The following is a 26,953-nucleotide window of genomic DNA, read 5'->3' on the forward strand; positions in this document are numbered from 1 at the left end:
TGGCATCCGGAAAGATGGTCCAATCCCGGTGACGGCTTTGGCTTTAGCTCTGGACCTGTCGCAAGAAACGTCTGGACGGCTCCACAGATGACATCGCCCGCAATCATAGTGCTTCACCGCGCCAAGGGCGCCCAGCCTGCCATCAGCCCCGGCACGACAAGGCTGAGCGCCGCCGACCCATTTGCCGCGGGCCGCGAGATCGCCTGGACCGGCCCTGATTCCATGGCGGCGGGCCGCGCTGCGTTCGAGGGGACTTGCGAGAGCGCCTCGTTTCCTCACACCGAATTCATGGTCGTCGTCGACGGGCTGCTGCGCCTTGCCGAGACCGGCAAGGCTGCTCTGGAGTTGACGCCTGGGCGTGGGGCCGTGATCGCGCGCGGCACCGCGTTGGGGATCGAAGCGGCGCCCGGTACGCGCTTCGTCTTCTGCGCCACGACCGGTGCGACCTCGGCCGCGCCTGGCTTGCAGGACATTCGGGCCGATGCCGCCCTCTCGCCCTCGGCAGCCCCGCCGGTCGAGGTGCTCATCGGCCCGACGCCACAATGCCGCAGCTTCAACGCCTTTACCGACGAGGCTTCGCGCTTCCGGGCAGGCACCTGGGATTCGACGCCCTATCACCGCATCTCGCGACCGCATCGCGTCAATGAACTCATGCATCTGGTGGCAGGCAGCGTCGCCCTCACGGGAGCCGATGGCAGCGTCACGCGCGTTGAGCAAGGCGACAGCGTCTTCGTCGTCCAGGACGCACCCTGCGCCTGGGAAAGCAGCGCTCATGTCGCCAAATTCTACGTCGTGCAGGAGGTCCAGGGCTAAGCCCGCGACATCCTGCCGATGCCTCCGACCATGGAACCGATAATGTCCGCTACCGCCCCTCAAGAGACGCTGCTTCTGCGCGAGATCTCGATGGCCGACGCACTGGCCTGCCATGCGTTGTCGCGCGCCGTGAACTGGCCGCATCGGGCCGAGGATTGGGAGATGGTGATCGGCCTCGGCCGTGGCGTCGTCGCGACGCTCGGCCAGGAGATCGTCGCGACCGCGCTTTGGTGGCCCTATGGCGAGACCCATGCCACGCTCGGCATGATCATTGTTTCGCCCGCCCATCAGGGTGGAGGTATCGGCAAACGGCTGATGCAGGCGCTGTTCGAGCAGGCGCAGGGGCGCTCGCTTATGCTCAACGCCACCGCCGCCGGGGAGCCGCTCTATGCGAAACTCGGCTTCGTTCCCTGCGGTGGGGTGCAACAATATCAGGGTGAGGCGCCCGCGATCGCGGCGCCCGTCCTGCAAGCGGGCCTGTCGCTGCGCCTCGGCCGCCAAGCGGATCTGACGCTGTTGGAACGGCTTGACCGCCAGGCCACCGGACTGGTGCGCAAACCGATGCTGGAGATGCTGCTCGCCTGCGGCGAGTGCATCGTGCTGGAGCGGGACGGACAGCCCATGGGCTTCAGCATCCTGCGCCGCTTCGGTCGCGGTCTGGTCGTCGGACCTGTCGTCGCCACGACACGCGACGATGCGCAAATCCTGATCGCGCATTGGCTGCATGAACAGCGCGGCCAGTTCCTGCGTGTCGATATCCAGGCCGATTCCGGGCTCGCGGATTGGCTCAGGGAATGCGGGCTGAGCCCTGCGGGGGCGGTGACGTCGATGGTGCTTGGCAATAAGCCAAACCCAGTGGGACCGATGCGCCTCTACGCGTTGGCCAACCAGGCACTCGGCTGAATTTTGGAACAGGCAGGTAGTATGGCGCTGCTTTACAAATCCGACCCCGCGCGCGGTGCCGAATGGGCCCGCCTCCTGGCGGCAAAGGCGCCGGATCTGGCCTTCCGCATCTGGCCGGATATCGGCGATCCCACAGACATCCGCTATCTCGCTGCCTGGCTACCGCCGGACGACATCATGGCGCAGTTTCCCAATCTGGAACTGCTGATCTCGGTCGGGGCCGGTGTCGACCAGTTCGATTTCTCGAAGCTGCCGCCGGAGCTTCCGGTCGTGCGGATGGTCGAGCCCGGCATCGTCGACGGCATGGTCGAATATGTCACGATGTCGGTGCTGGCGCTGCATCGCGACCTGATGCCGTATATCGCCCAGCAGCGCGACCAGATCTGGCGTCAGATCAGGGTATGGCCGGCTTCGACCCGTCGCGTCGGCATTCTGGGGCTCGGCATGCTTGGGGAGGCCGCGTGTCGCAAGCTCGCAGGTTTCGGCTTTCAGGTCGCGGGGTGGAGCCGCTCACGCCGCGAGATCGAGGGCGTCACCTGTTATGCCGGCCCTGACGAAATGGCTGATTTCCTCGGCCGCACCGATATCCTGGTCTGCCTGCTGCCCCTGACCGATGAGACGCGCGGCGTGCTGAATGCCGAGCTCTTCGCAACACTGCCGCGCGGGGCGCGGCTGGTGAGTTCGGGACGTGGCGGCCATCTCGACCAGGATGCGCTGCTCGCCGCACTTGATAGCGGGCAGGTCTCGGCGGCGGTCCTGGATGTCACCTCGCCCGAACCGCTGCCCGTCGGCCATGAGCTGTGGAGCGACCCGCGCGTGCTGATCACCCCGCATATCGCCAGCATGACCCAGCCGGAAACTGCGGTCGGCGTCGTGCTCGACAATCTAAGGCGCCATAGCGCCGGCGAACCGCTGCTTGGGCTGGTGGACCGCAAACGCGGCTATTGAGGGGAGATCAGTCCATGCTCGTGGAACAGCTGAAGGAACCAGGGCTCTTCGTCCAGCGAGCGCTGATCGGCGGCGAGTGGGTCGGGGCGGCGTCGGGCGCGGTGCTGGCGGTGAACGACCCGGCCGACGGTTCCGAGCTTGGCACGATCCCGGCCTGCGGCGAAGCCGAGACGCAGGCTGCCATCGCTGCCGCGGAAGCCGCCTTTCCGGCGTGGCGCGTGCTCCCGGCAGCCGAGCGTGCCGCCTTGCTGGAGCGCTGGCACGATCTCCTGCTGTCGCATGCCGGTGATCTCGCCCTGATCATGACCGCAGAACAGGGCAAGCCGCTGGCGGAAGCCGAGGGCGAAGTGCGCTATGGCGCGGGCTTCATCAAATGGTTCGCCGAGGAGGCGCGGCGCATCTATGGCGGCATCGTGCCGGCTCCGACCATCGACCGACGTATCCTTGTGCTCAAGGAGCCGGTTGGGGTTTCCGCCGCGATCACGCCGTGGAACTTTCCGAATGCGATGATCACCCGCAAATGCGCGCCGGCACTGGCGGCGGGCTGTACCGTTGTGGTCAAGCCATCGGAGCTGACGCCCTATTCGGCCTTGGCGCTCGGCGTGCTGGCGGCGCGGGCCGGGATCCCCAAGGGCGTGATCAATATCGTCACGGGCCTGCCCCATGCGATCGGCGAAACGCTGACCGGCAGCGCCGCTGTGCGGAAGCTCTCCTTCACAGGCTCGACGCGGGTCGGTGCGCTGTTGATGCGTCAGTCCTCGGACACGCTGAAGCGGCTCAGCCTCGAGCCTGGCGGCAATGCCCCGTTCATCGTCTTCGACGATGCCGATCTCGACATGGCCGTTGCGGGGGCCATCGTCAGCAAGTTCCGCAATGCCGGCCAGACCTGTGTCTGCGCCAACCGCATCCTGGTGCAGGACGGGGTTCATGACGCGTTTGCCGAGCGCCTTGCCAGTGCAGTGTCGGCCATGCGGGTCGGCAACGGTCGCAGGGATGGCGTCAGTATCGGTCCGCTGATCAATGCTGCGGCGGTTGAAAAGGTTCGGGCGCATGTCGAGGATGCGCTGTCGCTTGGCGCAAAGCGGGTCGTTGGCGGGGAGGCTGGCTTCGATATCGCCCGTTTCATTGCGCCGACCGTGCTGATCGGGGCGAATACGCGGATGCGACTGGCCAATGAGGAGACATTCGGGCCGGTAGCGCCGCTATTCCGGTTCAAACATGAGGATGAGGCGATCGAGATCGCCAATGGCACGCCCTATGGCCTGGCAGCCTATTTCTACACCGAGAACCTGCATCGTGCCTGGCGGGTCGGGGAGCGGCTCGAATTCGGCATGGTCGGGCTCAATACCGGCTCCGTCTCGATGGAGGTTGCACCCTTCGGTGGCATCAAGCAGTCCGGAACTGGACGCGAAGGAGGCGCAACCGGTATCGAGGAATATCTGGAGACCAAGAGTTTCCACATGGGCGGGCTGAAGCAAGCCTGAGCGGCGGCGCCTCATTGAACGCCGAAAGCACGATGTGCTGTCGCTGCGTAGCAAATGCGCAGGGGATACCATGTCGGCCCCCTGGCGGAGGCCCACATCATGGCGGCCCGGTCCTAGGCTCCTGGCAAGGCGGCAATGGCCGTCAGCAGGGAAGAGCCAGTCCATGCATGAGCCAGTTTCCAATGTCGGCACAGCGCTTTCGGGTCGTATCAGCCCCGGTATCCAGCGTGCTCTCACCCATATCGAGCGGCACTTCACCGACGCGGTCTATCTCGAGGATATCGCGGTTCTCGCGGGCCTCAGCGTTTGCCGCTTCGTGACCGTGTTTCGCCGGCAGGTCGGGCTGACGCCGCACCGCTTCATCTGCCATCGGCGCATTCGTTACGCAAAGTCATTGCTGCGCGAGGGCGTACCCTTGGCACTGGCGGCTTCCGAGGCCGGATTCTTCGACCAGAGCCACCTGTCGCGTCATTTCAAGAGCATATGTGGGGTCACTCCTGGGCGCTACCTGCGCGAGCAGGCGCATGCTACGCGGCTGAGGTCCGAACCTGCCTCATATGTGCAGGCCGGCGCCGCCTGAGCCGTCATCCGTCTCTCGATCTAGAGATCCCCCAGCAAGGCTTGTCTCCATGACTGTGAACTCTCTCGAAGCCCTCGACCGCATGCATTGGGTCCACCCCGTCGCCAACTGGGCGGGGCACGAGAAGCGCGGCGTCACCATCCTGAAGTCGGCCCGCGGAGCCTTCATCACCGATGCCGATGGTCACGAGCTGATCGACGGTTTTGCAGGGCTGTGGTGCGTCAATGTCGGCTATGGCCATGACAGCATCGTCGAGGCAGCCGCCGCGCAGATGCGTGAACTGCCCTATGCGACCGGCTATTTCGGTTTCGGCAGCGAGCCTGCGATCCGGCTGGCCGCCAAGCTTGCGGAGATCACTCCCGGCGATCTCAACCACATCTATTTCTCGCTCGGCGGCTCCGATGCCGTCGACAGCGCGCTGCGCCTGATCCGCTACTACTACAACGTCACCGGACGACCGGCGAAGAAGCAGATCATCTCGCTGGAGCGAGGCTATCACGGCTCGAGTTCGACGGGGGCGGGGGTCACCGCGCTGCCCGCGTTCCACGCCAATTTCGACCTGCCGGCCGAGGGCCAGCACTACATCGCCTCGCCCTATCCCTATCGCAACCCGGCGGGCTCCGACGATGCCGCCGTCATCGCGGCCAGCGTCGCGACGCTGCGGGCCAAGGTCGAGGAACTCGGGGCTGACACCGTTGCTGCCTTCTTCTGCGAGCCGGTGCAGGGATCGGGCGGCGTCGTCGTTCCCCCGAAGGGCTGGCTGAAGGCGATGCGCGATGCCGCGGCCGAACTCGACATCCTCTTCGTCGCCGATGAGGTCATCACCGGCTTCGGTCGTACCGGACCGATGTTCGCCTGCGAGGCGGAAGGCGTCGTGCCGGACATGATGAGCATGGCCAAGGGCCTGACCTCGGGTTACGCCACGCTCGGAGCGCTCGCGATAGGCGAGAAGGTCTATCGCGCCATCGCCGACAATGCGCCCGCCGGCGGCCCGATCGGGCATGGCTATACCTATTCGGGCCATCCCGTCAGCGCCGCTGTCGCGCTCGAGGTACTGCGCCTCTATGACGAGGGTGGCATCCTCGCCAATGGCCAGCGCGTCGGCGCCTATTTCGAGGAGCGCCTCGCCACGCTCGCCGACCACCCCCTGGTCGGAGAAGTCCGGGCGCGCGGTCTACTCGCCGGTGTCGAGATCGTTGCCGACAAGGTCACCAAGGAGAAGTTCTCGCGCGCGGCGAAGCTGTCCGACCATCTCTTTGCGCGTGGCTATGCCAATGGCGTGATCTTCCGCGCCTTCGCAGATGACATCATCGGGCTCGCTCCGCCGCTGTGCTGCAGCGAGTCGGAGATCGATCTGATCATCGCGCGCCTGCGCCAGACGCTGGACGACATGCTGGCGCTCCCTGAGGTCAAGGCCGAGTTGAATCTGGTTGAGCTGGCATGATCCTCGCTTTGCTCGGATAGAGCGACGGGTTTAGTTTCACGCCACCGGAGTGGTGGCTCGCCGTTCGGGTTTGCGCGGGGAGGGCTGGGGTGAGGCTTTCGTGGTGACACCGGGCGTGCGGCTCGACCGCATCGACATGAAGATTCTGATCGAGCTCCAGAACAACGGCCGCGTGACGAATGTCACGCTGGCCGATGCGGTCGGCTTGTCGCCCAGTCCCTGCCTGCTGCGGGTGAAGCGGCTTGAACAAGCCGGCTTCATTTCCGGATATGGAGCCACGATCAATCTGCAGAAGCTCGGTGAGACGATCACGGTCTTTACCGAGATCACGCTGGCTGACCATACGAAGGAATATTTCATCCGCTTCGAGACGGGCCTGCGCCGCGTCGACGAGGTGGTGGAATGCCATATGGTCAGCGGCGGCTATGACTATCTGGTCAAGTTCGTCACGCGCGGGCTGACGCATTACCAGTCGCTGATCGAGACGCTGCTCGATCGCAATCTCGGCATCTCGAAATACTTCAGCTACATCGTCATCAAGACGCCGATCCAGAAACCGGGCTATCCGCTGCCTGTGCTGTTCGACGTTTAAAGCATCGGCCGAAAAGTGGATTGCGGTTTTCGGAAAGCCGATGCAAACACAGAAGGTTAGATCATCGGACCGGATACGATATCCGATCCGATGATCTAACCCTCAACCCAAGGCCTGGTTGATCAGCCCGAAGGTGCGCATTGTGCCGCGCGCTGCGTGGTTGTTGCCGCGGATCATCGTCGTCACGGTGTCGTGGATCATCATGCCGCAGGATTCGAGGAAACCGCCGAACAGACCCTGCTCCATCGCAGTGTCGACCCGGAGGAACCCACCTTCATGGGCCTGGACATGTGGCCGGGTCAGAGCGATCGCCGCCCTATCGTCCTCCGCCACGATCGGCCCGACGACATGCCCGCGCCCGAAGGGGCGGCACAACGCGAAACCGACGGCCTCTCCGTTGCGCTCGTGGATCGTCCCGACCGATTGCGGCATCAGGGCCTGGATCACCCGCGCCCGATCCGCGCCATAAGCCATGGCATCGAGACGGGCGATGGCGTCGAGATCGTCCGCGACGACCGGCCTTATGGTGATCGTAGGATCGGTTGCCCGGCCCGCATCCTCGACGCGGCCCTGATGCTGAAAGACGCGGCCGATCGGCTCGAAGCCGAGCGAGCGGTAGAGGCGGTAGCCTTCGCGCGTCGAGTTCAGGCGCAGATCGCGCTGCCCGGATTGTTCGAAGATCGTGTCCATCAACCGCCGGCCGGCGCCTCGCGCCTGGAGTCGGGGCGAGGTGATTACCATGCCGATCGTGGCGAAATGTTCGCCAAAGGGCCACCACATTGCTGTCCCGAGTGCGCGACCGATCCGGTCGCAGGCGATGAGGCCATATCCGACCTCGAACACCAGCCGCCAATCTTCAGGGCGGTGCGGCCAGGCGACGGCGATCGAGAGCTGGTGTGCCTGGCCGAGATCGGCCTCGGTCATCGCGCGGATATCGATCGCATAGTCGAGTGGGCGCTTGGCCGTTTTGGTATCCACCCCTGCGAGCCTCATCTGGAATGAAACCCAAGTATAGGTGCGCCGCTGGCTTTCGAGAATAGTAAAATTCATACAATACATAGGCTTAGAATGTCGCATGCTCGGTCCTCCAAACCGGACCGCGTCTGGGCAACAGCTTGCGCAGACCGGTTCGCAACGCCTTTCCGGCCCTGACAGCCGGCGCTGACCCGCGGACCGATCGCTGATGAAACTCGAACCCTATTGGCTTGCGACGGCGCCGCGTTTCGGCGCAGGTGACACAGGCCCGCTGGCGGGCACTTTTGATGTCGCCATCGTCGGCGGTGGTTTCACCGGGCTCTCCGCGGCCCTGGCCCTGGCAAAATCCGGCGCAAGCGTTGCGGTTCTGGAGGCGGGCCGGGTGATTGGCGAGGCGTCCGGGCGCAATGGCGGACACTGCAATAACGGCCTTGCCCATGATCTCGGCGGTCTCGCGGCCAGCCTGGGCCAGGACCGTGCCGTGGCGCTCTACCGGGCCTTCGATGATGCGGTCGATCAAGTGGAGAGGCTGGTTGCAAGCGAGGCGATCGATTGCGGTTTCATCCGCACCGGCAAGATCAAACTCGCGGCCAAGCCCGAGCACTTCGCCAAGTTGCAAAAGGGCGCCGAGCTGCTGTCGCGCACCGTCGAGCCTGATCTCACCGTGGTCCGGCCGGAGGATATCCGGCGCGAGGTCGGTTCCGACGGTTTCCATGGCGGACTGGTCTTCCCGCGCAGTGCCCACATGCATATGGGCCGCTTCGGCGTCGGGCTGGCCGATGCCGCTGCGCGGCGCGGTGCGAGCATCTACGAGAACGCCGCCGTGACAGACCTTCACCGGGTCAATGGTCGTGCGCACAGGGTCGTGACGACGCGTGGCGAGATCGAGGCCGGGCAGGTGCTGCTTGCGACTGGCGCCTCCCGGCAGGGGCCCTTCGCCTGGCTCAGGCGGCGCATCGTGCCGGTGGGCAGCTTCATCATCGCCACAGCGCCGCTTTCGGCCGAGCTCGCTTCGTCGATCCTTCCGATGCGGCGGACCGCGACGACGACGAAGAACATCGGCAACTATTTCCGCCTCACGCCGGATAATCGCCTGATCTTCGGTGGCCGGGCCCGTTTCGCACTGTCGAGCCCGAAATCCGATGCGAAGAGCGGCGCGATTTTGCAGGCGCGGATGCTTGAACTCTTTCCGCAGCTTTCCGGCGTGCGCATCGACTATTGCTGGGGGGGCCTGGTCGACATGACCTCTGACCGGTTGCCGCGCGCCGGCGAGCGTGAGGGTGTGTTCTATGCGCTGGGCTACAGCGGTCATGGCACCCAGATGTCGGTGCATATGGGGCAGATCATGGCCCGCGTCATGGGCGGGGACGTGAATGCGAATCCGTTCGCGGGGCTCGCCTGGCCGGCTGTGCCAGGCCATTTCGGTCCGCCCTGGTTCCTGCCCTTCGTCGGCGCCTATTACCGCTACCAGGACTGGCGCCACTGAGGAGCCGTCAACCGGCGAGCCCCATCGCCATACCGGGTCTCCGGTTCGCGGCTTGTCGGGAATGACGATGAGCCTCGTTGATAAAGACGGCCTGCTTCAGCATCGCTGAAGCAGGAGGAAAACCGTCGTCAGCACGGGCCGGAATCGAGGCGATCGATCGGCTCCTTCCCGATCACGGCCGGCTGCGCGCGAGGGGCCGTAAGCCTTCACGCACCGATGTCGATCAGCACGGTCTTGTGCCGCAGGTTGGCCTCGACGGCCTGCCGGCCGAGATCCTTGCCGATGCCGGAGCTCTTGTACCCGCCGGTCGGCAGGATGAAGTCGAGCGTGCGATTATAGCGATTGATCCAGACCGTGCCCGCCTTGATCTGGCGCACGGCCCGCAGACCCCGACCGAGATCGGAGGTGTAGACACCGGCTGCGAGCCCGTATTCGGGGTGATCGGCGAGGGCGAAGCCTTCCTCTTCGGTTTCGAAGCTCTGGATCGTCAGCACCGGGCCGAAGATCTCCTCGCGCACCGCTGCGGTGTCCGCATCAACGCCTGCGAGCAAGGTCGGCTGATAGAAGGCTCCGCCATGGCCCTCGATCCTTCCTCCTCCCAGCAGCACTTCGGCGCCCTGGGCGCGGCTGCGGGCCAGGATCGCATCGATGCGCCGGGCCTGGATCTCCGAGATGATCGGCGCAAAGCCCGTCGACGATTTCCAGGTCGGACCTGGCGCGATACGCGAGAGCCGCGCCAATAGAGCCGAGACCAGGGCATCAGTGGCCTCCTGCTGAACGATCAGCCGCGAACCCGCCACGCAGGCCTGGCCGGCATTGGCGAGGAGCGAGCTGGCTATGCACTCCGCTGCCTTGTCGAGATCGGCGTCAGCGAAGACGAGCTGCGGGCTCTTGCCGCCGAGCTCGAGTGTTACCGGCTTGATGCCGGTCTCGGCCGCGGCCTTCATCACGGCGATGCCCGTACGGGTGGAGCCGGTAAAGGAGAGCTTGGCAATGCCGGGATGACGGCTGAGTGCGTCGCCTGTCACCGCGCCCGTGCCCTGTACGACATTGAAGATACCGGGCGGAATTCCGGCCTCGACGGCGAGCTCAGCCAGCCTCACGGTCGAGAACGGCGTCAGTTCGGATGGCTTCAGGACGATTGCATTGCCGGCGGCGAGCGCCGGGCCGACCTTCCAGCTCGCCATGCTGAGCGGGAAGTTCCAGGGCGTGATCGCCCCCACCACACCATAGGGCTCGGAGACGATCATGCCGAAATGGTCGGCCCGCGTCGCGGCAACGTCGCCGCCGAGCTTGTCCGCCCATTCAGCGAAAAAGCGGATGCCTTCGGCTGTGCTGGCGACGTCGCCGGTCACGGCCTGGGCGATTGGGCGCGTCGAGCCCAGCGCCTCCAGTCGGCCGAGTTCCTCGCTCTTCGCCTCGATCAACTCGGCCCAGTGCCGCATGGCGCGCGCCCGGTCGCGCGGCGGCTGCGTCGCCCAGCCACTGCGCTTGACCGCATTCGTTGCATCTTCGACCGCCCGATCAACGATCTCTGGCGATGCGACCGGCAGATCGGCATAGGCGGCGGCGTCGGATGGTCGGGCGACGCTGATCCTTTCACCGGGGCCATCGAGATGGCTGCCGGCGATGAAATGGCCCGTGGCGAAGGTAATGGCGTCAGGGTCGAAATCGCGCATCGGCGTCAGAGCCCGAGCAGGCCTGGCAGGCCACCAATGTCCTTGATTTCGTGGTAGCCGTAAGCGGGAATACCGGGCTCGTGACCGCGATTGACGAAAACCCTCTGGCCGATCTTCAGATCGTACGCGCTCATCAGGTCGTAGCGCAGGCTGGACGAGCAGTGCACGATCTCTTCAGGTCCGCAGCCCAGCATGTCGAACATGTATTCGAAGGCCTGCAGGCGCGGCTTGTAGGCCTTTGCCTCCTCCGCTGTGTAGGCCGCATGGAAGGGGGCGCCGAGTTGACGACGGAGTGCGGAATCAGATCCGTCATCGAGTTCGAGAGAATGACGAGGGGGATCTCCCTGGCGACCTTGGCGAGGCCCGCCGGCACATCCGGGTGCGGGTTCCAGCCTGGGATCTCGTCATAGATCGCCTGGGCATCAGCGGGGTCGAACTTGATCTTCCAGGCCTTGCAACTGCGCTCCACCGCGTTGTGGACCACCTCGATGAAGGGCTTCCAGGCGCCGAGGACCTCGTCGAGGCGAAAGCCCCTGAAGCTCTCGCAGAAACCGTCCATGACCTCGGGAGACAGGCGTGCGCCATAGACGCGCCGCGCCGCCGGCCCCATTTCGAAATTGATCAGCGTGCCATAGCAATCGAAGGTCACGAATTTCGGCCGCAGGGTGCTCATCGCGTCTCTCGCCATCAGAAGTTGCCGCGCCAGCACGATCTGCCGCGTTGCATCCAAGACTACGGCCGATGCGCAGGCGCGGACTTGGAATTGCGTCCGGCCGAGCAAAGATTCTGCCGATCAACTGCCCCGGTTCAGCATGAATTGCCGCCAGCTGCGAAAGGCCGAATAACGGGCTGTCCCACGCTGACGCGCGACGTTCAGAATTCGCCGATCTCGCCCCTCGAGCCATCGATCAGGCGCGAATGCCGGAAGGGACGCGGGTCGACGATCGGGGTATCACCCACGGCGAGATCGGCAGCCAGATGGCCGGCTGCGGGCCCGAGTCCGAAGCCATGCCCGCTGAACCCGGCCGCCAGCACGAAGCCCTGCAGACCAGCTACGGGCGAGATCACCGGCACGGCATCCGGCGTCGAATCGATGTAGCTGCCCCAGCTCTCCCGGACCGCGACGTTTTGAAGTGCGGGGTAGAGCGCCCGCGCCCGCGCCAGCGTCAGCGCGACGGACGCGCGGCTCGGCACGGGGTCGAGTACCCGGATGCGTTCGAAGGGTGTCTCTCTGTCGAAAGCCCAGCCTCCGAGCGCCTCCGGTCCCTTGAAGAAGGAGGTGCCGAGGCCGAACTCGACCGCCTTCAGCCGCTTGATGAACATCGGCAGGAACTCGCGCGCATAGCGCAAGCCCTGCGGGGTGATCTCAAGTGTGCCCTTGCCGCTGATGGCGATCGTATAGCTGCCGTCGAGCCGACGCGTCAGGGCGCAATCGGGGGTGTAGAGCGCATCGAGCAATTTGGGCGCGACTTCCGTCCGCAGAATGGTCGAGCGGATGCTCGCCTGCGGAAACCGGATGTCATGGCGCCGGCAGAAGGCGGATGCCCAGGCGCCGCCGGAAAGGATCACCGAGCGCGTTCGGATCAACCCCTTCTCGGTGATCACGCCGGAGACCGCGCCATTCGTGATGTCGAGGCCGCGCGCAGCACAATCCTGGTGGATGCTCGCACCATGCGAACGGGCGCCTTCTGCGAGGACAGGTGCGGCGCGTGCGGGCTCGGCCTTGCCGTCGCTGACCGAATGGACCCCGCCGCGCCAGGAGTGGCCGCCCGTCATGGCTGCCGCCTCGCTACCGGAGAGCATGCGCGTATCGATGCCGAACTGCCGCGCCGTTTCCCGCCATTTTTCCCATTGCGCGATCTGGCCGGTATCATTGCTGGCATAGACGAGTCCGCTGCGCCTGAAGCCGATATCGCCGCCGATTTCGCGGCTGAAGCTGTCCCAGAGATCCATGGCGCGCATGGCGAGGGGCAGTTCGCGGGCGTCGCGGTTCTGCTGGCGGCACCAGCCCCAGTTCCGGCTCGACTGTTCGCCGCCGACGACACCCTTCTCGACGAGCGCGACGGCGTGCCCACGCTTCGCGAGGTAATAGGCTGCCGCACTGCCGACGATTCCGGCGCCGATCACCACGACATCGGCTTCGGCGGGCAGGCGCGCATTGCTGGCGATGCGTTCAAGCGTCGGTGACATAAACGGGGAGCTCCGGCGGTTTCGTCAGGAGGTTAGCGACCGCGCTGCCGGCAGCATTGGATCATCTTTGCATCGGTGCCGGACGCGATGCCGCAGCGCGGTCTCGATGCCGGTGGTCGGCGGTTCCTCGGGCGAGATCCAAATCCAAGCCGCGTCACATCATGCCGGGCTCGCCGAGATCGGTCCCGTCGATCATGCGGCTGTAGCGATAGGGCCGTGGATCGACGATCGGGGTGTCGTTGGCGACGATGTCGGCGGCAAGGCGCCCTGCGGCCGGGCCGATGCCGAAGCCATGACCGCTATAGCCCGTCGAGATATAGAAGCCGGGCAGGGCCGCGACGCCGGAAATGACCGGAATCCAGTCCGGGGTGAAATCGACCAGCCCGCCATATTTGCGCGCGATCTTCACATTGGCGAGCTGCGGATAGAGTTGTCCAAGCCTTGTCAGGGCAAAGCTGATCAGCTCCTCCTGTGCCGGCGGATCGAAGGTGCGGATCCGCTCGAAGGGCGAGATACTGTCATTGCTCCAGCGGGAGATCGCCTCTGGTCCGGCGAAGAAGGACCGGCCGGCCCGGATGGTCAGGCCCCAGCGCCGCTTCTTGAAGGTCCGCCAGAACTGCTGTGCGTAGAGCATGCCCTGCGGGGTGAGTTCGAGCAGGCCGCGCCCGCTGATGCCGACCGTGTAGCCCCCGTCGAGCCGACGCCGGAAAGTGAGGTCGGGCATCGATAGCCCGCCCTCGATCACCTGCGGTGCTGCCTCTGTGAAAAAGGAGGTCGAGCGCACGCCGGCCTGCGGCAGCTTGATGCCGTGGTGGCGGCAGAACATCGAGCTCCAGGCCCCGCCGGCGCAGAGCACCGCGCTGGTCCGGATCGTGCCTCTTTCGGTGACGACGGCCGAAACCCTGCCACCGTGGGTCTCCAGTCCCCGCGCAGCGCAGTTCTGATGAATGGTCGCGCCCCGCTTGCGCGCCCCTTCGGCGATGGCGGGAGTCGCCAGCGCGGGCTCGGCCCGCCCGTCGGTCGGCGAATGCACGCCGCCGATCCAGTTCTCCGTGCTGCCCGGCGACATGGCCTTGGCCTCGGCAGCCGTCAGCATCCGGCTGTGCATCTGATGCTCGCGAGCGCGGTCGGCCCAGTTCGACCACAGATCGAGATCGGATTGTTTGGTCGTGACATAGAGCAGCCCGGTGCGGCGGAAGCCCGTCTCGGCGCCGAGTTCCTCGTTCAAACCGCTCCACATCTCAACGGCGCGCTGGGCCAGGGGCAATTCGCGCAGGTCGCGATTCTGCTGACGGCACCAGCCCCAGTTCCGGCTGGATTGCTCGCCGGCGAGGTGCCCCTTTTCGAGCAACGCGACCGAATGCCCCTTCTTTGCCAGCTCATAGGCCGCGCTCGTGCCGGCGATGCCGCCGCCAATGACCACCACATCGGCAGATTTCGGCAGTGTCTCGTCGCTGTGGACGCACGTGACCGGAGGAGACATAGGCTGGCTTTCCTTGCGATGCGGGACAGCGCCGCGCGGCCGACGACTAATCCCTCCGCACGGCCGATCCGATTTGGTCGGCTCGATAAGACCCGATCCGGTGCAGAACCCTATGCCAAAGACAGCGGTTGAATCAGCAGATTATGCCCAGCCGGCCATCGTGATCGGCATCCGAAGTGGGTGGTCGCGCGCCTAACCTAGCTGCGCGGTTGAAGGATCGGCCGCGCCCGCGAACGACCCGACGGATGAAGCGGGCGGCGTGGATACGCGATCGATTCCGCCTGAATTGCCCGGGGCGCCCGGGACTTCCGCAAAACAAGCAAAAGAGGGGTTACCGGATGATCAAGCACTCCGACGGAACGACCCGTTTGGCTTTCCCGATGCCGGCATTGCATCGCCGCCAGTTTCTCGCGCTCGGAGCGGGCGGCCTGATCGCCGCTTCTGGTATTAGCGCCAGCGCCCAGACCAAGCCTGCTCCGCCACCGCCCGCCAAACCAACCGGCCAGGTTGTCGTGGGGTTGTCGCAGGAGCCGACCGCATTCAACCCGCTGATGCCCGGCATCGAGGTCGACGAGACCGTCTGGATGCAGGTCTTCAACACGATGTGGCTCGCCGACCCCCAGGGCAACCTGACGCCCGACCTCGCAACGGAGGTGCCGAGCGAGGCCAATGGCGGCATCTCGGAAGGTGGCCTGGCCTGGAAGGTCAAACTGCGCGAGGGCATTACCTGGCATGACGGGACGCCCTTCACCGCCGAGGATGTGAAATACACACTCGAGCTGATCAATGCGCCGGGCTTCAAGAGCCGCACCCGCGTCGGCCATGCGCTGGTCAAGGATATCGTGGTCAAGGGACCGCACGAGATTTCCTGGCGCATGGAGAAGGCCTACGCGCCCTATCTGGCGCTGCTCTCCAACACCTTCATCGTGCCCAAGCATCTGCTCGAAAAGGCCAGCGACCCGAATACCGCGCCCTTCAACGGCGCGCCGGTCGGCACCGGGCCCTTCAAATGGGGGCAGCGCACGCCGGGCGATAACATCACGCTCGTGGCCAACGAGCGCTATCACGGCAAGGGCCCCTATCTGGAGAAGGCCGTCCTCAAATATGTGCCGGACCAGACGGCACTCTATGCGCAATTCCGTACGGGGCAGGTCGATCTCATCATCGGCACCGGCATCCCGGCGAATTTCTATGCCGAGGCGGTGAAGCTGCCGGGCCGCAAGATCGTGAAGATCCCGAATGCTTCGCTCGAAATCCTGATGCCCAACTTGGAGCATCCGGCCTTGTCCGAAAAGGCGGTGCGCCAGGCGCTCTACGCCTCGATCAACAAGCAGGCGATCATCGACGTCATCTTCTACGGCCTGCACAAGCCGACGGAGTCCTTCGCGCCTCAGGAATCCTGGGCCTACAATCCCAATCTGCCGCAGCAGAGTTACGACCTCGCCAAGGCCAACGAGCTGCTCGACGACGCTGGCTGGAAACGCAGCGGCAGCGGCGTTCGCATAAAGAACGGCGTGCCGCTCGAATTCGCGGTCTCGACGACGACCGGCGCCTCGCTGCGCGAGCAGTGCCAGCAACTGATGATGCAGGACTGGCAGCAGGTCGGCGTCTCCATGAAGATCAACAACATGCCGGCTGCGGTGATCTGGGGCGAGTTCTATACGCGCTCGAAGTTCCAGTCGCTGCTGGTCGGCACCGCCTTCCGTACCGTGATCGATCCCGATCCGGCCTCACGCTTCGCCTCCGATGCTATCCCCGCCAAGAACGGAAGCGGCGCCAACCAGATGCAGTGGCAGAATGCCGAAGTCGACAAGCTGCTGAAGGAGGGGCAGGAAACCTTCGATCAGGCCAAGCGCAAGACGATCTACTGGAAATTGCAGGAGATCGTCCGCGAAGAACTGCCGATCCTGCCAATCTACCAATATGTTCCGGTCGAGGGCTACAAGGAGGGTCTCATCGGCTACGAGCCCAACATCAATGCCCGCCAGAATACCTGGAACATGGGCAGCTGGTACTGGGCGCGCTGAGACCATGAGCGGATCCGCCCGGAACACCGCGCCATGAGCACCTTTCTCGTGCGACGGCTGCTGCAGGCGCTCGTGCTGCTGCTCATCGTCTCGATGATCGGCTTTGCGATCCTGCACCTGGCTCCGGGCGGCCCGCTCTCGCAGTTCGCCGCTGGCGGCGACATGACCCAGGCCGATCTCGACCGCATCGCCGAGCAGCTGGGCCTCAACCGACCGCTGCCGGTGCAATATGCGGAATGGCTCTGGCGGATGCTGCGCGGCGACTGGGGCCTATCCTATCGCGACCATCAGCCGGTGCTGCACATCATCGCCTCCCATATCGGGGCGACGATGGAATTGATGCTGAGCTCGACCCTGCTCGCCATGCTGCTCGGCGCCTGGGTCGGTATCCTTGGCGCGATCCGACGCTACTCGTTGTTCGATTCACTCGCGACGATCGGCGCGATGATTGCGCTCTCGATCCCGACCTTCTGGTTCGGCCTCGTTATCATCTATGTCTTCTCGGTCGGGCTTGGCTGGCTGCCTGCCGGCAACCGCTACACCATCGGCGATGGTTCGGCGCTCAACCGGATCCATCATCTGATCGGGCCGTGCATCGTGCTCGCGCTGGTCTCGACGGCGGTCTGGAGCCGCTACATGCGCTCCTCGATGCTTGAGGTCGTCAATCAGGACTATATCCGCACCGCCCGGGCCAAGGGCGTGCCGGAACGCCAGGTTCTGCTGCGGCATGCCTTTCGCAACGCGCTGCTGCCGATGATCACGATCGCCGGCCTGCATGTGCCGACATTGCTGTCGGGCGCACTGGTGACCGAGACCGTCTTCACCTGGCCGGGCATGGGGCGGCTCTTCCTCGACTCGATCAGCTACCGCGACTATCCGACCGTGATGGGCATCCTGATGTTCACCGCCATCCTGGTGTTGCTCGGCAGTCTGATCGCCGACCTGCTCTACGGTCTCGCCGATCCGCGGATTGCGAGGAATGGCTGATGAGCGCTGATCTCACCGGCGTCACCGAAATCCGGATCGCAGCTTCGCCGTTCTTCTGGAACAGCCCCGGCTTTCGCCGTTTCCGCCGGCACCGGCTGGCGGTTTTCGGAGCCATGGCAATCGTGGCAATGACGCTCGCCTGCATCGTCGGGCCGATGCTGCTGCCCTATAGCGACACGTTCATCGACATCCGGCAGCGCTTCGCGCCGCCCTTCTCGGGCCCACATGTGCTCGGCACCGACCCGCTCGGGCGCGATATCCTGGCGCGGCTGCTGATGGCCGGGCGGATCTCGCTCGCGGTCGGATTTTCCGCCATGCTGATCAGCATGGCGATCGGCATCTGCATCGGCATGATCGCCGGCTTCTACGAAGGTGCGGTCGGAGCTGCCCTGATGCGTTTCGTCGACGCGATGCTCTGCTTCCCCTCGATTTTCCTGCTGCTGGCGATTTCGGCGCTGATCTCGCCGTCGGTGCCTTCGATCGTCATGCTGATCGCGATGACCTCGTGGATGGAGGTGGCGCGGGTCGTCGAGGCTCAGATAAAATCGCTCCGGACGCGGGATTATGTGGTTGCAGCTGTTGCAACGGGCGCCAGCAACCGTCGCATCATGTTTCGTCAGCTACTGCCGAACGCGATCGCTTCGATCGTCGTCGCCGCGACGCTGAACGTCGCCCATGCGATCCTGGCCGAGAGCTATATCAGCTTCCTCGGCTACGGCATCCAGCCGCCGACCCCGAGCTGGGGCAACATGCTCGAGAACGCCCAGAGCTATCTCACCAGCGCACCCTGGCTTGCGATCCTGCCCGGCGCCGCGATCACGCTCGCCGTCACGAGCTTCAACTTCGTTGGCGACGGCTTACGCGACGCACTCGATCCCAGAATGGATCTGCCGTGACCTCGCATGCTGCCCTGCTCGAAAGGGGGAGAGGCATCGCTGCGGGCTGCACAGAGTGGGACGGCAGCACGCGCCTCTCAGTTGGGTTGTCCCCATGCCGAAAGGCGTCCCCCGCGTGCCTCTGTGCTGAGATGACGCGCGGAATTTGCTTGCCTGGTGCCCTGGAAGAGCGCTCACTGGATCGCCGCTTCCGTTCAACCTGAACCGAGGGCGGGCCGCGGTGCCAGGTTGGTGCCGGTCAAGGCTGGAATCTCGTCGTGCAAAGCGAACGCCAGGTCACCTGGCTTCAGGGCAAGGGCCAGATCATCTGGCGCGACGGCACGCGCCAGCCTGTATCTTACAGTTTCGAAACATCCCGGAACGCAAACGGCGGATGCCGCGGGCATTTCGACCTCGATCTACGCCAGGTCGCACCCTTGCTGCTCTCCTATGAGATCAGGTTGATCTGCGAGGACGGGCATGTCGTGAACCTTGCGATCACCGATCATTGCAGCGATGGGGCTACCTTCGTTGGCAGCCTCCTCGATGAGCGCTGCGAGAGCGAGGAGCTGCTCCATGACCAGTGATTATAGGGAAGGCGATGTGATCAGCCTGAGTTTCGGCTTCCGCGACAGATCCGACGTCGTAAATTACCAGATCGTCCGGGTACTGCCGGCGGGCGAAAACGGACAGCGGCAATACCGGGTGCGGGGCTCCGACGGCCGCGAGCGGCGATCGAAGAGCAGCAGATCCGAGCCGGCGTCACGCAGAAGAGCCAGTTCGGCAATCTGAGATGATCGAACGAGCCACAGCCGGCCGGAAGAGCGGCTGAAGGCGGGGCTCCAGACGCTGCCTTCCGCTTGCGCCACGGAAGTATCGAGCCCTGTAATGGCTGGCGTGACCGGTGCCTGTGTTCACCCGCCAGACCATTGCGTGGCGATCTGCCCCAAATTGGACCCTGAGCATGACGGCCGCGCTCAGACAATCTCGGAAACGAGCTTGCCGATCAGGCTGTTGGAGAGGATGACGGGCAGCTTCGCCGCTTCCGCGGCCTCGCGGCGATGAGCCTCGACGAAGCCCATGCAGTCCATCAGCAGAACCGTGGCACCGCGCCTGGCGAGGTCGCTGGCCGCCTCGACCAGGTTGGGACTAGGCCCGCCATAAGGCGAGGCCGCAGCATAGAGCGGTTTGCGATCAAGCCCGGCCCATTTCCCGGCCTCGGTTGCGATCTGTTCGGCGAGCGGCACGATGATGCCGAGTTGCGCGCCCTGGGTGAGGGCGGCGACCGTTGGCGGCAGGATACGGTCAGGTTCGATCAGCTGCGCCCTGTCTGTCGCCAGAGTCTCGAAATGGCCGGTGCAGAGCATCAGGATCGTGCTGCAGCCCTCGGCCTCCAGCATGGCGATTTTGGCCTGTGCCGCAGCTTCGGTGCGGTTCCTGTCGATGATGATCGAGCTGCCGTCGAGCAGCTTGGTGATCAGTACGGCAGCTCCGGGGCGAGGGCCGAAGTCGCGTTCGATCTCGACCTGGCTCAGCCCGTCCAACACGCCCGCATGGCAGCGCGGCAGCTCGGAGCCGATCACCGCGTCGAGAATGGGCGTGATATCGGAGCGTGGGGCCTGGCCGATGGTCAGGGTTCCGAGCTTGCGCATGCGCGACCGTCCTCTGTCGAATGGGGATCCCCGTGCCGTTTCCGGCACGGGCGCTGAGATCGATCGGATCTCGTTTCCGGTCCGATGATCCAGCCTTCTGTGTTCGCATCGGCTTCCCCGAAAGCCGCAAAACGCTTTTGGGGCCGATGCTTTAGCGCCTGAAGTTCTTGATCACCGAGTCGAAGAAGCTGAAGATCGCGTCTCCGGCGATGATGCCGGCGGCGAAGACCTCCATGTCCCCTTCGCCCGTGCTGCCGCGCAGTTTCTCCCAGATCAGCCGGCAGACGATGCCGGCCAGGACGGCCCAGCCCGCCATCGGGAAGCTGATCAACAGGCCGGTGGCGAAGAGCACGCCGATCTGACGCTTCGGGCCGCCGATGAACTGCAGGATCGCGCCCGGGATCGCCCAGAGGACGAGCTGCCAGGCGACGCCTGGCGCTACGCCTGCCTTGATCGTCGCGGCATAGACCTTGTTCACGGGGGCAACCAGGTTCTGGTCGAAATAGGACTGGTAGGAGACCAGCACCACCGCACCGGCGATGACGAAGGCGAACATTGCAGCGAAGAGCTGCTGCCGCCGGCCGTCGCGCTCGAAGGCGGGATCGGCGCCGTTGCCGCGCAGGATGTAGCCGGCCTTCAGGTCATAGCCCATGTCGGCGAAGGCGGGCCCCGTCGCGGCGGAGAAGCCGACGAGCAAGGCAAGCGCCGGCATCGGGAAGCCGATCAGCATGCCGATGATCAAGGTGATCAGGGCGACGGCAAAGGCCGGGAACCAGCCAGAGTGCATCGCGGCGAGGCCGACGATGAGCTCATGCACATACGCTGCAAAGGCCGCATAGAGCACGAACAGGATCAGCATCCCGATCGACATATCGCTCATCAGGCCGCCGACCAGTGCGATGAAGACCGCGATTCCGAGATAGGCAATGGTGCCGAGACCGAGCGCGCGCCTGACTTCGGCATCGGAGACGCCGGAGGCGGCCTCGGCCAGCTTCTGGGCTTCGCTGCGCCTGAACAGGAGCTGCGCGACCTGGAACAGGGCAACCAGGCCCGCACCGATCATGAAACCGTGCGGGATATAGGCCGCCATCAGATCGCCCTTCGGGATGATGTCGGTAAAGAGCGGGCCGCCGAAGAGCTGGCTCGAATAGCCGCGCAGCAGCAGGCCGACGCCGAACATCGAGAGCGCCCAGATATTGCCGATGAAGGCGACGCCGAAGGCCGACATTGGAATGCCGGAGACGGCCGTGGACCCGACAAAGCCAATGGCCGCGAGCGGCACCTTGACGAAGGAGGCCAGGATGCCGGTAACGAAGCCAACCCCCATCAGCACCGCCTTGCGCCCGCCCTCGTCGCCGGCCTTGATGGCTTCGGCGGCGGCAACGCCCGGGGGCCAGGCACCGGTCGCTGGAAACACCCGGGAATCGAACATCCGGTAGAGCAGATAGGCGTCGAGCAGCATCGCGGCGAAGGCGCCTGCCAGCATCGGGAGCACCAGATCGGAGCGACCGAGCAGGAAGGGGATGCCGATCGGCAGCAGCAGGCTGTTGGCAGCGCCGAATGTCGCCGACGAGATCGCGCTCTGAGCCAGATTCTGGACATGGATCGAGCGGTAGCGCGTGAACATCGCTATCGGCACGCGCGCAAGCGCCATGGCGGCGAGCGCCCCGATCAGCGATGTGTTCGCCGTGATGCCCAGGGACACCAGAAGCTGCATGCCAATGATCGCGCCAAAGACGCAAAGAATGGCGATCAGTACCAGCGTCCCCGGCTCGAACAGGCTCGGGTGCCGCTGAGGCACTCCTTTCGGTTGGTCCTTCATGCCTCAGTCCCCGTTATTGGCCCCTGGAGGGGCAGATGTGCTTGTTGATGTCAGTCGTCAGGCAACAAGGATGCCGGCCTTGGCCTCGCCGACGTCATGCGTCGCATGGCCGGTCTGGACCCCGTAATCGCGCTTGGCGGCCTCCGGCGAGACGAGGCCGAGTGCGATGTCGCGGGCGATGGCGTCACGTGAGCGCTCCGACGCTGCGCCGTAGCCGGCGCCGCCGGCGAGCACGAGTTCGACGATCTCATGGGGATGCTTGACCTGGACGAGGTCGCCGGTCCCGACATCCTTCAGGACATGGCCCTGCTCATCGATGACACGCCCCGACGCGCCGCCGCCGGCCTTGCCGCCGAACAGGCCCGGGATCGGATTGTTGACGCCCTCCGGATAGAGCGAGACCAGCGTCGGGAGACCGTCATCGGAGAGCTTGCGCAGGCGGACGCGCTGGCCGAGACCGCCGCGATGCTCGCCGGCACCGCCGGAGTCGGTGAGATAGGTCTTCTCGACCACCAGCACCGGCACACGCGCCTCGAAGGTCTCGATCGAGGTGTTGGCTGCCGAGGTCGGATAGAGAAGGCCGGACTTGCCGTCGCCATGGGCCGAGCCGCCCTGGCCGCCGCCGACGAAGAGCATGTCGGAATAGGTGTCGCCCGCCTGGTCCCTGCCATAGACGCTCGCCGCCACCGGCAATCCGGTGAAGGCCTGGACCTGGTTCGGCGCGGCCTGCGACAGGGCGCGGAAGATGTTCGGCGCGATGTACCAGCCAGTGCGCGTCCGCAGGTTGACCGCGAGCGGCTTGTCGCAGTTCAGGATCGAGCCCTTCGGCGCGTCGATCGAGAAGGCGCGGTAGCAACCGGCATTGCCGCGGACATTCGGCGTCAGCATGCATTTCAGCGGGTAGGTCGCATGCGCCATCGTGTAGTTCAGCGTGCAGTTGAGCCCGCCCTGCGGCAGCTGCGGCGGGGCGCCGTCAAAGTCGAGATGGATCGTGTCGCCCTTGACGGTCAACGCCAGCGGATAGGTCATCGGCGTGCCGAGCGGATTGTTCGAGACGGTGCCGTGATAGGTTCCATCCGGCAGCGCGGCGATGGCCTCGCGCATGGCCCTCTCGGAACGGTCCTGCACCACCGAGGCGAGGGCGCGCAGATCCTGCATGCCGTAATCGCTCAGGAAGGACTGCAGGCGCTCGGCGCCGATCGCATTGGCCGCGACGAACGAATGCAGATCGCCGAGGACCTGCTCGGAATTGCGGACGTTCTCGCCCAGCAGGCGGACCAGCGTCTCGTTGATCCGGCCAGCCTCATAGAGCTTCATCGGCGGGATCTGGAAGCCTTCCTCGTAGATCTCGCGGGCCCTGAGGCTGTCCTTGGTGCCGCCGATATCGGAGACATGGCCGACAGTGCCCATCAGGCCGACGACGCGATCGCCCAGGAACACCGGCGTGACCACGGCGATGTCGAAGAGATGGCCGGCGCAGAGCCAGGGATCATTGGTGATCAGAACGTCGCCGGGCTTCAGGGTGTCGGCCGGATAGCGCTCCAGCAGCGCCTTGACGGCGCGCGGCAGGGTCAGGTTGAACACCGGCATGGCGCGCGGCGAGTGCGCCAGCGTCTCGCCCTCGGGGTCGAGCAGCTCGCAGGCAAAATCCTGCGCTTCGGAGATCACCAGCGAGAAGGCCGTGCGGCAGACGGTCAGCCACATTTCCTCGACGACATTGACGAGGCGGCTCCACATGATCTCCAGCGAGATCGGGTCGGCTTCGATCCGGCGCGCGGCCTCGGCCAACGGCATGTCGGCGCTGATCGTGGTCTCGGCGGCGCTGGCCCGCCCGACGCTGACCAGCAGGTTGAGCACCTCGTCGATCGCGACCGTATCCCCGGGAGGAACGATGGTGGTCGCCTCGCGCTCCTCGATGATCGCGGGCCCGCTGATGCTGTCGCCCGGCCGCAGGGCGTAGCGATCATAGACGGTTGCCTCGCTCCAGCCGCTTTCGAACCAGGCCTTGCGAGTACCCTTCACCTTGGTGCCGGCATCGCCGCCGCCGGCCGCTCCGGAGAGCGAGAGGGTCGGCACCGGGCCGGCGCAGCGGACGCGGAAGTTGATCGCCTCCAGACGGGCGCCCTCGTAGACCGAGGTGTAGCGCGCCGAATAGGTTGTGGCGAAAGCCGCGCGGATGGCGTCCAGGCTGGACGCATCGATCGTTCCGGCCGGCAGCGTCACCGCGATATCATGCATCTGGCCGACGAGGCGCATATCGGCGGAGCGCTCGACCGTGATGTCGGCTGGCTTCACACCGGCCTCGATCAGGTGCTTGCGGCCCTGGGCCTCGAGCTCGCTGAGCACGGTATTGACGGCCTTGGCGTCAAAACCCTCCGAGAACTCGACCGGCAGCGACTGCACCATGTCGAAGGAGAGCGGCGCGGCGAGGAAGCCGAGCGCCGAGGCTGCGCCCGAGGCCGGCGGAATGATGACCTGCCGGACGCCGAGCACACGGGCGACGTCGACGGCGTGAGCCGGGCCGGCCCCACCGAAGCCGACCATGGCGTAGTGCCGCGGATCCTTGCCTTTCTCGACGAGATGGACCCGCGCCGCAGCGCCCATGCTCTCGACGACGACCTTGTGGATGCCCCAGGCGGCTTCCTCCACGGAGAGGCCGAGCGGCTCGGCGACCGAGGCAACGGCCTTGCGCGCGGCCGCGAGATCGAGCGCCATGCGTCCGCCCAGGAAGAAGCCAGGGTCATAGTAGCCGAGCACCAGATTGGCGTCGGTGACGGTTGGCTTGGTACCGCCCATGCCGTAGCAGGCCGGGCCGGGGTCGGACCCTGCGGAGTGTGGGCCGACCTTGAGCAGGCCGACCTCATCGATGGCCGCGATCGAGCCGCCACCGGCGCCGATCTCGATCATATCGATGACGGGAGCCTTGATCGGCAGGCCGGAACCCTTGGCGAAGCGGTTGACGCGCCCGGCTTCGAGCATCGGCGCGATCTCGGCGCGGCCGTCCTCGATCATGCAGGCTTTGGCGGTGGTGCCGCCCATGTCGAAGGAAATGACGTCCTTGTGGCCGGCGAGCTCACCGAACAAGGCGGTCGCGAGGCCGCCGCCGGCCGGGCCGCTTTCGAGCAGGCGGATCGGGAAGGTGCGGGCGGTCTCTGGCGAGACCAGGCCGCCCGCCGAATGCATCAGCCGCAGCGAGCCGGTGAAGGAGCGGGCTGCGAGCTCGCGCTCCAGCCGTTCCAGATAGCGGCGCATCAACGGCTGGACATAGGCGTTCGCCGCGGTGGTGACGAAGCGCTGATACTCCCAGATCTCGGCGACGACCTCGCTCGACAGGGAGACCGTGAGTTCAGGGCAGGCTTCACGAACGATCCGGCCGGCTTCCTGCTCGTGGGCGGAATTGCGGTAGCTGTTCAGGAAGCAGATCGCGATGGCTTCACAGCCGGCGGCGGCAAGCTCGCGGGCGGCTGCACGCACCGCTGTGGTATCGAGCGCCGTCACGACCTTGCCGTCGCGGTCGATGCGCTCGGCGACTTCGAGGCGAAGCTCGCGCGAGACGAGCGGCTCGGGGAAGGTCAGGAACAGATCGTAGATGTCGTAGCGCTGCTCGGTTCCCATTTCGAGGATGTCACGGAAGCCGCGCGTGGTGATCAGGCCGAGCTTGGAACCCTTGCGCTCGATCACCGCGTTGGTCACCAGCGTCGTGCCATGCACGATGTCGCCGATATCGGCCAGCGTGATGCCGGCCATCTCGGTCAGCTCGCCAAGGCCGATCAGGGCCGCCTCGGACGGGTCATGCGGCGTGGTCAGGCGCTTGTGCAGCCGAACCGAGCGCTCCTGGCCGTCATAGAGGATGAAATCGGTGAAGGTGCCGCCGATATCGAAGCCGATGCGCCAACGATTGCTCATGGAGCTGTCTCCGCGATTGAGGGATGTAGGGGAATGAAGAGCGGGTCCCGGGTCAGCGCTGCGATCTCGGCGGCGCCGTCTCCCAGAGAACGGATGATGGCGAGGCGCTCCTCCGGCGTGACGGTCGCAGCCGGGAAGGAGATGCAGAGTGCGACTTCGTCGCCGGTGGTCGGGTCGCCGACCGAAACCGAGATGGCGCGCACGCCCCTGACCGCCTCGTCATGGGATTCGGCGTAGCCCTCGCGTCGTGTGACGGCGAGGCGCGCCAGGAGTTCGTCGAGGTCCTGGGGGGCCGTGTCGGACGGGGGAACGAAACCGCTGGCATAGAGGCGGCGGACTTCGTCGTCCGGCAGGCGGGCCAGCAGGGCGCGGCCGGTGCTGGAAGCGAAGGCGGCGATACGGTCGCCAATCGACGTGACGACACGCAGGGCGTGGCGTCCGGGATGGGCCGTGACGCCGACGATGTCGTTGCCGCGTCTCACGCTGATATAGCCGGTATGCCCGACCTCGTCCGAGACGCGCCCGACCACGGTGTCGGCACGGTCGATCAGCGAAGCGGCGAAGCGGTAGATATGGCCGACCTGATTGAGCAGCAGGGAGGGGCGGTAACGCTTGCTGTCGCCGACCGTTTCAAGCAGCCCCTCGTCGCGCATCGCCCGCAGCAGCCGCGACGCATTGCTCTTCGGCATTCCAAGCAACGAAACCAGATCCGTCACGGTCACATCGTGACGCGTGCTGGAGAAGCAACGGAGCACATCGACGGCGGCCGACAGAATGGACATCCGGTTGAGTCCAAAAAAGTTCCATAAAATGGAACTAGAGTTGCAATAAAAGGAACAATATCGCGACTGACCGAAGAGTCAACGGGCGGTAAGGATTGTGGGCGGGATGCCCATGGGGCACGCGGTGGCCCTGGTGTCGGATCAATGGTGCTGCAGCCCGCTTGGGCTGGTGCGCGTCGCTTGAAGCGGCCCGGCGCTCAATCCGGGGAAGGTCACGCTTTCTCGCCGACCCCGGTCATGCTGTCGGCGTCAGGAAGGCCGGCGCTGCGAATTCAGCGACGAGGCTGCGCGGCCCGGCGTCGGCCGATCCGGGAGGCAAGGGACT

At 65.4% G+C, this 26,953-nt stretch carries 20 protein-coding genes and 1 pseudogene; 12 read left to right on the forward strand and 9 right to left on the reverse strand.

Going from position 1 to position 26,953, the window contains the following annotated elements; all coding sequences use genetic code 11:
• The first annotated feature begins 87 nt into the window (after positions 1 to 87).
• The 7 genes from AB4099_RS19740 (at position 88) to AB4099_RS19770 (ending at position 6,764) form a co-directional block, all read left to right on the forward strand.
• Positions 88 to 813, forward strand: a complete 726-nt coding sequence (locus tag AB4099_RS19740) for a cupin domain-containing protein (protein ID WP_441479302.1) — start codon at positions 88 to 90, stop codon at positions 811 to 813.
• Between the two features lie 42 nt (positions 814 to 855).
• A complete protein-coding gene (locus AB4099_RS19745; RefSeq protein ID WP_441479303.1) occupies positions 856 to 1,716 on the forward strand; it encodes a GNAT family N-acetyltransferase in 861 nt (286 codons plus the stop codon).
• Positions 1,717 to 1,737: 21 nt separating this feature from the next.
• The gene (locus tag AB4099_RS19750) at positions 1,738 to 2,664 is read left to right on the forward strand and encodes a 2-hydroxyacid dehydrogenase (RefSeq protein WP_441479304.1); all 927 of its coding nucleotides are present in this window, start codon (positions 1,738 to 1,740) and stop codon (positions 2,662 to 2,664) included.
• A 20-nt stretch (positions 2,665 to 2,684) separates the two neighbouring features.
• The gene (locus AB4099_RS19755; RefSeq protein WP_441479437.1) at positions 2,685 to 4,148 is read left to right on the forward strand and encodes an NAD-dependent succinate-semialdehyde dehydrogenase; all 1,464 of its coding nucleotides are present in this window, start codon (positions 2,685 to 2,687) and stop codon (positions 4,146 to 4,148) included.
• Between the two features lie 163 nt (positions 4,149 to 4,311).
• Positions 4,312 to 4,728 (forward strand): helix-turn-helix domain-containing protein, encoded by a 417-nt coding sequence (locus tag AB4099_RS19760; RefSeq protein ID WP_441479305.1) that lies wholly within the window; start codon positions 4,312 to 4,314, stop codon positions 4,726 to 4,728.
• A 49-nt stretch (positions 4,729 to 4,777) separates the two neighbouring features.
• Positions 4,778 to 6,172: an aminotransferase class III-fold pyridoxal phosphate-dependent enzyme gene (locus AB4099_RS19765; protein WP_441479306.1), complete on the forward strand. Its 1,395-nt coding sequence runs from the start codon at positions 4,778 to 4,780 to the stop codon at positions 6,170 to 6,172.
• Between the two features lie 115 nt (positions 6,173 to 6,287).
• Positions 6,288 to 6,764 carry an Lrp/AsnC family transcriptional regulator gene (locus AB4099_RS19770; RefSeq protein WP_441479438.1) on the forward strand — a complete coding sequence of 159 codons (477 nt, stop codon included), beginning with the start codon at positions 6,288 to 6,290 and terminating at the stop codon, positions 6,762 to 6,764.
• A 102-nt stretch (positions 6,765 to 6,866) separates the two neighbouring features.
• Here the strand turns inward: AB4099_RS19770 and AB4099_RS19775 are convergent, their stop codons facing one another.
• Positions 6,867 to 7,742, reverse strand: coding sequence for a GNAT family N-acetyltransferase (locus AB4099_RS19775; RefSeq protein WP_441479307.1), 876 nt, complete (start codon positions 7,740 to 7,742; stop codon positions 6,867 to 6,869).
• A 205-nt stretch (positions 7,743 to 7,947) separates the two neighbouring features.
• Here AB4099_RS19775 and AB4099_RS19780 point away from each other — a divergent pair, with 205 nt between their 5' ends.
• On the forward strand, positions 7,948 to 9,225 hold the full coding sequence (locus AB4099_RS19780) for an NAD(P)/FAD-dependent oxidoreductase (RefSeq protein ID WP_441479308.1): 1,278 nt from the start codon (positions 7,948 to 7,950) through the stop codon (positions 9,223 to 9,225).
• A gap of 206 nt (positions 9,226 to 9,431) precedes the next feature.
• Here the strand turns inward: AB4099_RS19780 and AB4099_RS19785 are convergent, their stop codons facing one another.
• The 4 genes and pseudogenes from AB4099_RS19785 to AB4099_RS19800 form a co-directional block, all read right to left on the reverse strand.
• Entirely contained in the window at positions 9,432 to 10,904 is a 1,473-nt protein-coding gene (locus AB4099_RS19785) for an aldehyde dehydrogenase family protein (protein WP_441479309.1), read from the reverse strand.
• A gap of 5 nt (positions 10,905 to 10,909) precedes the next feature.
• Positions 10,910 to 11,577 (reverse strand): annotated as a pseudogene (locus AB4099_RS19790) (haloacid dehalogenase type II).
• A gap of 200 nt (positions 11,578 to 11,777) precedes the next feature.
• A complete protein-coding gene (locus AB4099_RS19795) occupies positions 11,778 to 13,094 on the reverse strand; it encodes an NAD(P)/FAD-dependent oxidoreductase (RefSeq protein WP_441479310.1) in 1,317 nt (438 codons plus the stop codon).
• A gap of 154 nt (positions 13,095 to 13,248) precedes the next feature.
• Positions 13,249 to 14,577 (reverse strand): NAD(P)/FAD-dependent oxidoreductase, encoded by a 1,329-nt coding sequence (locus tag AB4099_RS19800; protein ID WP_441479311.1) that lies wholly within the window; start codon positions 14,575 to 14,577, stop codon positions 13,249 to 13,251.
• 338 nt (positions 14,578 to 14,915) lie between these two features.
• Between AB4099_RS19800 and AB4099_RS19805 the strand changes: the two genes are divergently transcribed.
• The 4 genes from AB4099_RS19805 (at position 14,916) to AB4099_RS19820 (ending at position 19,053) form a co-directional block, all read left to right on the forward strand.
• Positions 14,916 to 16,604, forward strand: coding sequence for a peptide ABC transporter substrate-binding protein (locus tag AB4099_RS19805; RefSeq protein WP_441479312.1), 1,689 nt, complete (start codon positions 14,916 to 14,918; stop codon positions 16,602 to 16,604).
• 33 nt (positions 16,605 to 16,637) lie between these two features.
• Positions 16,638 to 17,591 carry an ABC transporter permease gene (locus tag AB4099_RS19810; protein WP_441479313.1) on the forward strand — a complete coding sequence of 318 codons (954 nt, stop codon included), beginning with the start codon at positions 16,638 to 16,640 and terminating at the stop codon, positions 17,589 to 17,591.
• Complete coding sequence (locus AB4099_RS19815; RefSeq protein WP_441479314.1) at positions 17,591 to 18,487, forward strand: ABC transporter permease; 897 nt, start codon at positions 17,591 to 17,593, stop codon at positions 18,485 to 18,487. Before AB4099_RS19810 ends, AB4099_RS19815 begins: the two co-directional genes overlap by 1 nt.
• 257 nt (positions 18,488 to 18,744) lie before the next feature.
• A complete protein-coding gene (locus AB4099_RS19820; RefSeq protein ID WP_113515836.1) occupies positions 18,745 to 19,053 on the forward strand; it encodes a hypothetical protein in 309 nt (102 codons plus the stop codon).
• A gap of 390 nt (positions 19,054 to 19,443) precedes the next feature.
• On the opposite strand, the gene AB4099_RS19825 is transcribed toward AB4099_RS19820, so the two are convergent.
• From AB4099_RS19825 to AB4099_RS19840, 4 genes are all read right to left on the reverse strand, one after another.
• A complete protein-coding gene (locus AB4099_RS19825; protein ID WP_441479315.1) occupies positions 19,444 to 20,118 on the reverse strand; it encodes an AroM family protein in 675 nt (224 codons plus the stop codon).
• A 151-nt stretch (positions 20,119 to 20,269) separates the two neighbouring features.
• Positions 20,270 to 21,940, reverse strand: a complete 1,671-nt coding sequence (locus tag AB4099_RS19830; RefSeq protein ID WP_441479316.1) for an OPT/YSL family transporter — start codon at positions 21,938 to 21,940, stop codon at positions 20,270 to 20,272.
• Positions 21,941 to 21,997: 57 nt separating this feature from the next.
• Positions 21,998 to 25,846: a hydantoinase B/oxoprolinase family protein gene (locus tag AB4099_RS19835; RefSeq protein ID WP_441479317.1), complete on the reverse strand. Its 3,849-nt coding sequence runs from the start codon at positions 25,844 to 25,846 to the stop codon at positions 21,998 to 22,000.
• Positions 25,843 to 26,628, reverse strand: coding sequence for an IclR family transcriptional regulator (locus AB4099_RS19840; protein ID WP_441479318.1), 786 nt, complete (start codon positions 26,626 to 26,628; stop codon positions 25,843 to 25,845). Before AB4099_RS19840 ends, AB4099_RS19835 begins: the two co-directional genes overlap by 4 nt.
• Positions 26,629 to 26,953: the final 325 nt, after the last annotated feature.

Origin of the sequence: Allobosea sp. 2KB_26 (assembly GCF_052115715.1) — a bacterium.
Taxonomy (GTDB): domain Bacteria; phylum Pseudomonadota; class Alphaproteobacteria; order Rhizobiales; family Beijerinckiaceae; genus Allobosea.